We start from the raw sequence: 8,502 nt of genomic DNA on the forward strand, positions 1-8,502 counted from the left end.
CGAAAAACTTCCGTTAAGTTGTTGGTAATCAACATCTTGGACGAAAAACTTGGCTGCCGTCCGACAGTTCCAGTTCTATAAATTTTTCGTTAAATGCGCGAACTCCCGCGTTCGCCTGCGAACTCCGCGAAACGCTCAAGGGGTGGCGGCGGTCGAACCGCGGAGTTGGCTGTGCCTGCGGCCGTAGCCGAAGTAGATCGCCAGGCCGATCACGGTCCAGATGCCCAGCATCAGCCACTGGTACCAGTTCTCCCAGTACAGCAACGCCAGGCAGCTCAGCACGCCGAGCACGCAGGTCAGCGGCGCCCACGGCACGCGGAAGGTGCGCGGCAGGTCGGGTTGCGTGCGTCGCAGTATCAGCACGCCGGCGCACACGGCGACGAAGGCGATCAATGTGCCCATCGAGACCAGGTCGCCCAGCACGTCGAGCGGGAATACCGCCGCCAGCGCCGCGATGCCGAGCCCGGTGATCACGGTATTGATGTGCGGCGTGCGGTAGCGCGGATGGATGCGCGCGAACACCGGCGGCAGCAGGCCGTCGCGGCCCATGATCATGAAGATGCGCGGCTGCGCGATGATCATCACCAGGATCACCGAAGACAGGCCGATCAGCGCACCGATCTCGACCAGCCAGCGCAGCCATTCCAGTTCGGGATGCGCCTTGACCGCGGTGACTACCGGCTCGGACGTGGCCAGTTGGTCGAACGGCAGCAGCCCCGTGATCACCGCCGCCATGCCGACGTAAAGCACGGTGCATATCGCCAGCGAGGCCAGCGTCGCGATGGGCAGGTCGCGCTGCGGATGCTTCGCTTCCTGCGCCGCGGTCGAGGTCGCCTCGAAGCCGATGTAGGCGAAGAACACCAGGGTCGATGCTCGCATGATGCCGGACCAGCCGTATTTCTCCGGTCCTTCGTTGGCCGGGATGAACGGATGCCAGAGTTCGGGGTTCACGTATTTCCAGCCGGCGACGATCACCACGACGATCAGGCCGACCTTGAGCAGCACCATGGCCACGTTCGCGCCGCTCGACTCCCGGATGCCGACGTAGCACAGCCAGGTCAGCGCAAGCACGATGGCCACGGCGGGCAGATTGAACAGCGCACCGGTCGCCACCAGGTGGCCGCCCTGATAGGCCAGCGGCGCATTGGTCAGGACCGGCGGCAGGTGGATGCCGATGTGGTCGAGCAGGCTCACGAAGTAGCCCGTCCAGCTCACCGCCACCGCCGAGGCCGACACGCCGTACTCGAGCACCATGTTCCAGCCGATGAACCAGGCCACCAGTTCGCCGAGCGTGGCGTAGGCGTAGGAATAGGAACTGCCCGACATCGGGATCAGCGTGGCGAATTCCGCATAGCACAGCGCCGTGAAGCTGCAGCAGATGGCCGCGATGACGAAGGCCAGTATCACGGCCGGACCGGCATGCTCGGCCGCTGCCTGGCCGGTGATGACGAAGATGCCGCCGCCGATCACCGCACCGATGCCCAGCGCCGTCAGGCCCCATGGCCCGAGCGTGCGGCGCAGGGTCGGGCCATGTCCGTCTTCGGCGTTGGAAAAATCGGTCTTGCAGGCAAGCAACTGCTTCAGCATGGGCGTTCCGGACATGAAGCCGGCACGGTTCTCACCGTGCCGGCGGGCTCATTGGATATGCGGCTCCCGGCCGTTATGCGGGCTCGGTGCCGTTGGCCAGGTGGCTCTTGCGGTAGCCGTAGAGGTAGTAGACCACCAGGCCGGCGGCGGCCCAGCCGAAGAACACGTACATGGTGACCTTCGACAGGTTGAGGAACAGCAGCAGGCAACCGAGGATGGCGAGCGGGCAGACCACCCAGGCCATGGGGGTGCGGAACGAACGCGGGCGATGGGGCTGCTTGACGCGCAGGATCAGCACGCCCAGCGCCACCATCATGAAGGCGAACAACGTGCCGGAGTTGGTCACGTCCGCCAGCGCACCCACCGGGAACAGGGCGCCGAACAGCGAGACGAAGGTGCCGGTGATCAGCGTGATCACATGCGGGGTATGGAAGCGCGGGTGGATCTTCGCCAGCGAGTCCGGCAGCAGGCCGTCGCGCGCCATGGTGAAGAAGATGCGGGTCTGTCCGTAGGTCATCGTCAGGATCACCGACGGCAGCGCGAGGCTGGCGGCGGCGCCGATGAAGTTGCCCCACCACGGATGGTCGAGCAGGCGCACCGCGTGGGCGAGTGCCTCCTTGCTGCAGACGAGCGCCTGGGAGGCCTGGCAGGCAGCGGCCATCGCCGGCGTGCCCGGCTGGATCGCGGAGCCGTCCGGGGCGACCACGGGCTGCGCACCGACGGCGCCGATCGCGCCGTAGCTGACCAGCAGGTAGTACACGGTGCACACGCCGAGCGCACCGAGCAGGCCGATCGGGATGTTGCGGTTGGGATTCTTGGTTTCTTCCGCAGCGGTGGAGATCGCATCGAAACCCACGTAGGCGAAGAAGATCGACGCCGCCGCGCCAAGCACGCCGATGCCGCCCATGGGGCTGCCCCAGCCATTGGGCGTGAAGGGCTGGAAGTTGACGTCCTGGACGCGCGGCAGCGCGATCACGATGAATACGGTCAGGGCGATCACCTTGACCAGCACCAGCACGGCGTTGACCTTGGCCGACTTGCTGGTGCCGATGACCAGCAGGCCGGTGATCACCAGGCCGATCAGGCAGGCGAACAGGTTGAAACCGCCGCCATCGAGCGGACCCACCCGCAGGAACATCGGCAGTCCCAGGCCGCGACTGGCGAGCAGGCCGTTGAAGTAGCCGGCCCAGCCCACGCATACGGTGCTGGCGGCGATGGTGTACTCCAGCACCAGCGCCCAGCCCACGATCCAGGCGAGCCCTTCACCCATCACGCCGTATGTATAGGTATAGGCGGAGCCTGCAACCGGCACCATCGAGGCCAATTCGGCATAGGCCAGTGCGGCCAGCGCGCAGACGATGGCGGCGATCACGAAGGAGACCATCATGCCGGGACCGGCCTTCTGGCCGGCTTCGGCGGTGAGCACGAAAATGCCGGTGCCGATGATCGCGCCGATGCCCAGCATGGTGAGCTGGAACGGACCTAGCTGTCGGGTGAGGGCCTTCTTTTCGGCGGTGGCGAGAATCTGGTCGAGCGGCTTGACGCGCTTGAAGAGCATGAATGGTTCCCCGTAGGACGGATGGCGTGCTGCATCCCCTCGACCCCTGGCGTTGGCAACGCGTCGAGCCGACGTGACGGGCAACCTTAGCCGAGCGTGACTGGGGGTACAAGCGCCACACGCCAGGGCGGCGCGACGTAGAATCGGCGCCCGCTCCCTTGCCTGCCGACCGATGATCCATTGCGTTGCCGACGATCTTGCCGAGGCGCTGCGCCGCCATGCGAAAGTCGTTCCCGACGATCCCGCGACCGAGGATTTCCTGCAGTTCCTCGCCAGCGATGCGCAGGTATTCGAGCGCGACCATGCACCGGGGCACTTCACCGGTTCGGCCTGGCTGGTCAGCGCCGACGGCGGGCGGGTGCTGCTCACCCGCCACCGCAAGCTGCAGCGATGGCTGCAATTGGGAGGCCACGCCGATGGCGAGCGCGACCTGGCGGGCGTCGCGTTGCGGGAGGCGCAAGAGGAGTCCGGGCTGGTCGATCTGGCGATCGAACCGGCGATCTTCGATCTCGACCGCCACCTGATTCCTGCGCGCGGTATCGAGCCGGCACATTGGCATTACGACGTGCGCTACGTCGTGCGTGCCACCGGCAGCGAGGCATTCGCGGTCAGCGAGGAGTCCCTCGAACTGGCCTGGCGGCCGATCCGCGCCATCGCGCAGGACGCACAAGTGGACGAGTCGTTGCGGCGCATGGCGCAGCGCTGGCTGGCCCGAACTCCCTAGTAGAGCCGGGTTTCAGCCCGCCGTTTCGGATGCGGCTCTGGGGGCGATCTGAAGCCTGCTCTATGGGACGTCCGATTCGTAGCGCGCGGGGGCCGGATTGAGATGGCCGCAGGCATCGCAGGTGCGGGCCTCGCGCGAGCGGTAGAAGCGCTCGAACACCGGCGGGAAATCCCGCTCGATGCTGTCGAGGGTGAAGTACTCCTCGTACAGCTTGTGGTTGCAGCGCTCGCAGAACCACAGCAGGCCGTCCTGTTCGCCGGCCAGCCGGCGGCGCTCGATCACCAGGCCCACCGAGCCGGGCATGCGCTGGGGCGAGTGCGGCACGCGCGGGGGCAGATAGAACAGTTCGCCGGCGCGAATGGGAACGTCGCGCGCAGCGCCATCGTCCTGCAGCCTGAGCACCATCTCGCCTTCGAGCTGATAAAAGAACTCGGGCCCTTCGTCGTAGTGGTAATCGGTGCGTGCGTTGGGGCCGCCCACGATCATCACGATGAAGTCGCCATCGACGATGCACTTGTTGCCCACCGGCGGCCTGAGCAGGTGGCGGTGCTCGTCGATCCAGCCTTGCAGGTTCAGTGGAGGGGCCAGGGCCATGCGCGTGCGCTCGCAGGAGGAGACGCCACGATAGCGCCGCGGTGTACGCAGGGGAACGCCCGGCCGGTGCTCAGGCCTTGACCGCCTCCAGTTCCCAGCGCAGGTACACCAGGTGGCGTTCCGGCTTGCCGCGCAGCCGGCGCGACAGCCTGCGCAGGCTGCGTGCGAACCGCTTGAACCGGCCGTGCGGCTTGCGGTTCTCCGGCGACCCGGGCAATGCGCTGTAGGCATCGACGATGTCCACCCAGTCGACCCGCAGCGCCCGGAAGCGCCCGCCGAAGCCGTACATGCGCGCCATCGGCTTGTCGCCGCAGAAATAGGCGTGGGTGCGGTCGGTGATGATGTTGACGTGGGTGGGATCGGTGAACGCCTCCGGGTGCGGCCAGGCCGGGGTGAGCGCGTAGAAGCGCCCGCCCGGCACCAGCACGCGCCATACCTCGTCCATCAAACGCACGAACGGAAACATCGTGCCGCGGCCATCGCCGCTGGGAAGGACGCGCGGCACGTGCTCGACGAAGTCGTAGGCCGAAACGGAAGCGAAGCTGTCGTCGGCGTAGGGAATCGGTTCGACCACCAGGTTGGCCACGCGGTATTCGAACGCCGCCTCGGCAGGCGGGGGGCGTACGTCGATGCCGCACAGGCGGGAGCGGCCATACGGATTGCGCGGAAACTTGCCGCAGCCCAGATCGAGGTGGCTGTCGCTGGTTTCCACCGATCAGACCTCCAGCGTCGCCAGGTCGCCCTTTTCCTCCAGCCAGCTCTTGCGGTCGCCGGCGCGCTTCTTGGCCAGCAACATGTCCATGAGCTTCGCCGTGGCCTCGTCGTCATCGACGGTGAGCTGCACCAGGCGGCGGGTGTCGGGGTGGATGGTGGACTCGCGCAACTGCGCCGGGTTCATCTCGCCCAGGCCCTTGAAGCGGGTGACCGACACCGCGCCCTTCATCTTCTCGCGCTCGATCTTTTGCAGCATCGATTGCTTCTCGGCCTCGTCCAGGCAATAGAAGACCTGCTTGCCCACGTCGACGCGGAACAGCGGCGGCATCGCCACGAACACGTGGCCCTCGCGCACCAGCGCCGGGAAGTGGCGCAGGAACAGCGCCGATAGCAGGGTGGCGATGTGCAGGCCGTCGGAATCGGCGTCGGCCAGCACGACGACCTTGCCATAGCGCAAGCCCGTCAGATCGTCCTTGCCTGGATCGCAGCCGATCGCCACGGCGAGGTTGTGTACCTCCTCCGAGGCGAGCACCGAGGTGGACTCCACCTCCCAGGTGTTCAGGATCTTGCCGCGCAGCGGGAGAATCGCCTGGAACTCCTTGTCGCGCGCCTGCTTGGCGCTGCCGCCGGCGGAGTCGCCCTCGACCAGGAACAGTTCCGTGCGAGTGAGGTCGGTGGCGGTGCAGTCGGCCAGCTTGCCGGGCAGGGCCGGGCCCTGCGTGATCTTCTTGCGCACCACCTGCTTGGCCGCCTTCAGGCGCGCGCTGGCGCGCTCGATGGCGAGCTGGGCGATCTTCTCGCCCAGGTCCACGTGCTGGTTGAGCCACAGGCTGAAGGCGTCGTGCACCACGCTCTCGCACAGCGCGGCGGCGTTGCGCGAGGACAGGCGCTCCTTGGTCTGGCCGGCGAACTGCGGGTCCTGCAGCTTGGCCGAGAGCACGAAGGCCAGGCGCTCCCACACATCCTCCGGCGCCAGCTTGACGCCGCGCGGCAGCAGGTTGCGGATGTCGCAGAACTCGCGGATGGCGTTGGTGAGGCCCGTGCGCAGGCCGTTGACGTGGGTGCCGCCCTGCGCGGTGGGGATCAGGTTGACGTAGCTCTCCTGCACCAGCTCGCCCTCGGGCAGCCAGGTGAGGGCGAGGTCCAGGCCTTCGGTGTCGCGCGCCACGTGGTGCACGAACAGGTCGGCCGGAATCGCCTCGGCGCCATCGAGCTCGCCGCGCAGGTAGTCGCGCAGGCCGTCCTCGTAGTACCACTCGCTGGTTTCGCCGCTGGCCTGGTCGACCAGCTTGACGCTCAGGCCCGCGCACAGCACGGCCTTGGCGCGCAGCAGGTGCTTGAGCTTCGGGACCGAGATCTTCGGCGAGTCGAAGTATTTCGGGTCGGCCCAGAAGCGCACGGTGGTGCCGGTCTTCTTCTTCGGCACCGAGCCGATCACTTCCAGCTCGCTGACGCGGTCGCCGTGCTCGAAGGCCATGCGGTATTCGCTGCCGTCGCGGCGGATGGTCACTTCCACCCGTTGCGACAGCGCGTTCACCACCGACACGCCCACGCCGTGCAGGCCGCCGGAGAAGTTGTAGTTCTTGCCGCTGAACTTGCCGCCCGCGTGCAGGCGGGTGAGGATCAGCTCGACGCCCGGCACGCCTTCGTCCGGGTGGATGTCCACCGGCATGCCGCGGCCATCGTCGCTGACCTCCACCGAGCCGTCGGTATGGAGCATCACCTCGATGGCCTTGGCGTGACCGGCCAGCGCCTCGTCCACCGAGTTGTCGATGACTTCCTGCGCCAGGTGATTGGGGCGCGAGGTGTCGGTGTACATGCCGGGGCGGCGTTTGACGGGATCGAGTCCGGAGAGGACTTCGATGTCGGCGGCGTTGTAGCGACTGCTCATGCGTGGGGTCGGTCAGGGAACGGAAGCGTTGCAGGATGGCGAGAGGCGGGCGCAGCGGTCAAGGGCGACCGGCGTGGAACTACAGCGGCGCGCAGTGCCGCTCCAGCCACGCCAGGTCCGCATCCTCCAGCAAGGGCGCCAGCGCCGCCCGCACGGTCGCGTGGTAATCGTCCAGCCAGGCGCGTTCTTCCGGATTGAGCAGGCCCGGCTCCAGCGCGCGGCGGTCGAACGGGCACAGCGTCAGCGTTTCGAAGGCGTAGAACTCGCCGAACTCGGTTTGGTCCGCCTGCACCACCACCGCCAGGTTCTCGTGGCGGATGCCGTGGCGCGCGGGTTTGTACAGGCCCGGTTCGATCGAAGTGATCATGCCGGGCTCCAGCGGCACCAGCGCGCCGCCTGCCACCGGCGGGCGGATCGAGTGCGGTCCTTCGTGCACGTTGAGGAAGTAACCCACGCCGTGGCCTGTGCCATGGCCGTAATCCAGCCCGCTGGCCCACAGCGGCGCGCGTGCCAGCGCGTCGAGCTGCGGACCGCTGGCGCCCCTGGGAAAGCGCGTGCGGGAAAGCGCGATCAGGCCCTTCATCACCAGCGTGGCGTCGCGGCGCTGTTCGGCGGTGGTCTCGCCCAGCGCCAGCACGCGGGTGATGTCGGTGGTGCCGCCCAGGTACTGGCCGCCGGAGTCGACCAGCAGCAGGCCCTTGCGCTGCAGGGTGCTGTGCGCCTCGGGCGTGGCGCGGTAGTGCGGCAGCGCGCCGTTGGCCTGGTAGCCGGCGATGGTGGCGAAGCTCTCGCCGATGAAATCCGGCTGCGCCGTGCGTTCCTCGCGCAGCAAGGTGTCGACGTCCAGCTCGGTCTGCATCATGCCGGCGGCCAGGCGCTCCTCCAGCCGGCGGAAGGCGCGCGCCAGCGCGGCGCCGTCGCGGCGCATCGCCTCGCGGATATGCTCCAGTTCGGATTCGCTCTTGTGGGCCTTGGATGCGGTCGAGGGATTGGCCGCTTCCACGATCGCGGCGTCCTTGCCGATGGCGTCGGCCACCGCACAGACCACGCGCGCCGGGTCGAGCAGCAGGCGCGCGTCCGTGCCCAGTTCGCCGAGTGCGTCGGTGACCGTGGCGTAGTCGGCGATGCGGATGCCGTCGGCGGCGAGCGCGCCCACCAGCGCGTCCGAGAGCTTGCCGCGGTCCACGAACAGCGTGGCAGGGCCGTCGGTCTCGACCAGCAGGTGGGCGAGGAACACCGGGTTGCACTCCACGTCGCTGCCGCGCAGGTTGGTCAGCCAGGCGATGTCGTCCAGGCTGGAAACCAGGTGGTGCGTGGCCTGCTGGCGGCGCAAGGCTGCGCGCAGGCGCTCCAGCTTCTGCGCGCGCGAGGCACCGGGGTAGCCGGCCGCGTGCTCGAACACCGCCGCCCTGGGCAGGGCGGGGCGGTCCGCCC

Annotated in this window: 7 protein-coding genes; 1 reads left to right on the plus strand and 6 read right to left on the minus strand. The window is 67.8% G+C overall.

The features are described 5' to 3' along the window. Positions 1-135: 135 nt before the first annotated feature. Together HOQ08_RS10330 and HOQ08_RS10335 are read right to left on the minus strand one after the other, a co-directional pair. Positions 136-1,587 carry an amino acid permease gene (locus HOQ08_RS10330; RefSeq protein WP_291194147.1) on the minus strand — a complete coding sequence of 484 codons (1,452 nt, stop codon included), beginning with the start codon at positions 1,585-1,587 and terminating at the stop codon, positions 136-138. 73 nt (positions 1,588-1,660) lie between these two features. Next, a complete protein-coding gene (locus tag HOQ08_RS10335) occupies positions 1,661-3,145 on the minus strand; it encodes an amino acid permease (protein WP_291194150.1) in 1,485 nt (494 codons plus the stop codon). Positions 3,146-3,317: 172 nt separating this feature from the next. On the opposite strand from HOQ08_RS10335, the gene HOQ08_RS10340 reads away from it, so the two are divergent. After that, a complete protein-coding gene (locus HOQ08_RS10340) occupies positions 3,318-3,869 on the plus strand; it encodes an NUDIX hydrolase (RefSeq protein WP_291194152.1) in 552 nt (183 codons plus the stop codon). Between the two features lie 60 nt (positions 3,870-3,929). Here HOQ08_RS10340 and HOQ08_RS10345 read toward each other — a convergent pair whose 3' ends face one another. The 4 genes from HOQ08_RS10345 to HOQ08_RS10360 form a co-directional block, all read right to left on the minus strand. After that, positions 3,930-4,463, minus strand: coding sequence for a 3-hydroxyanthranilate 3,4-dioxygenase (locus HOQ08_RS10345; protein ID WP_291194155.1), 534 nt, complete (start codon positions 4,461-4,463; stop codon positions 3,930-3,932). Between the two features lie 70 nt (positions 4,464-4,533). Then, entirely contained in the window at positions 4,534-5,175 is a 642-nt protein-coding gene (locus HOQ08_RS10350; protein ID WP_291194158.1) for a methyltransferase domain-containing protein, read from the minus strand. A gap of 3 nt (positions 5,176-5,178) precedes the next feature. Beyond that, complete coding sequence (parE, locus tag HOQ08_RS10355) at positions 5,179-7,068, minus strand: DNA topoisomerase IV subunit B (RefSeq protein ID WP_291194160.1); 1,890 nt, start codon at positions 7,066-7,068, stop codon at positions 5,179-5,181. 79 nt (positions 7,069-7,147) lie between these two features. Continuing rightward, the coding region (locus HOQ08_RS10360) for an aminopeptidase family protein P (protein ID WP_291194163.1) at positions 7,148-8,502 on the minus strand (1,355 nt) is incomplete at its 5' end.

The sequence above is a fragment of the Frateuria sp. genome, assembly GCF_013362045.1.
Lineage (GTDB): Bacteria > Pseudomonadota > Gammaproteobacteria > Xanthomonadales > Rhodanobacteraceae > Frateuria_A.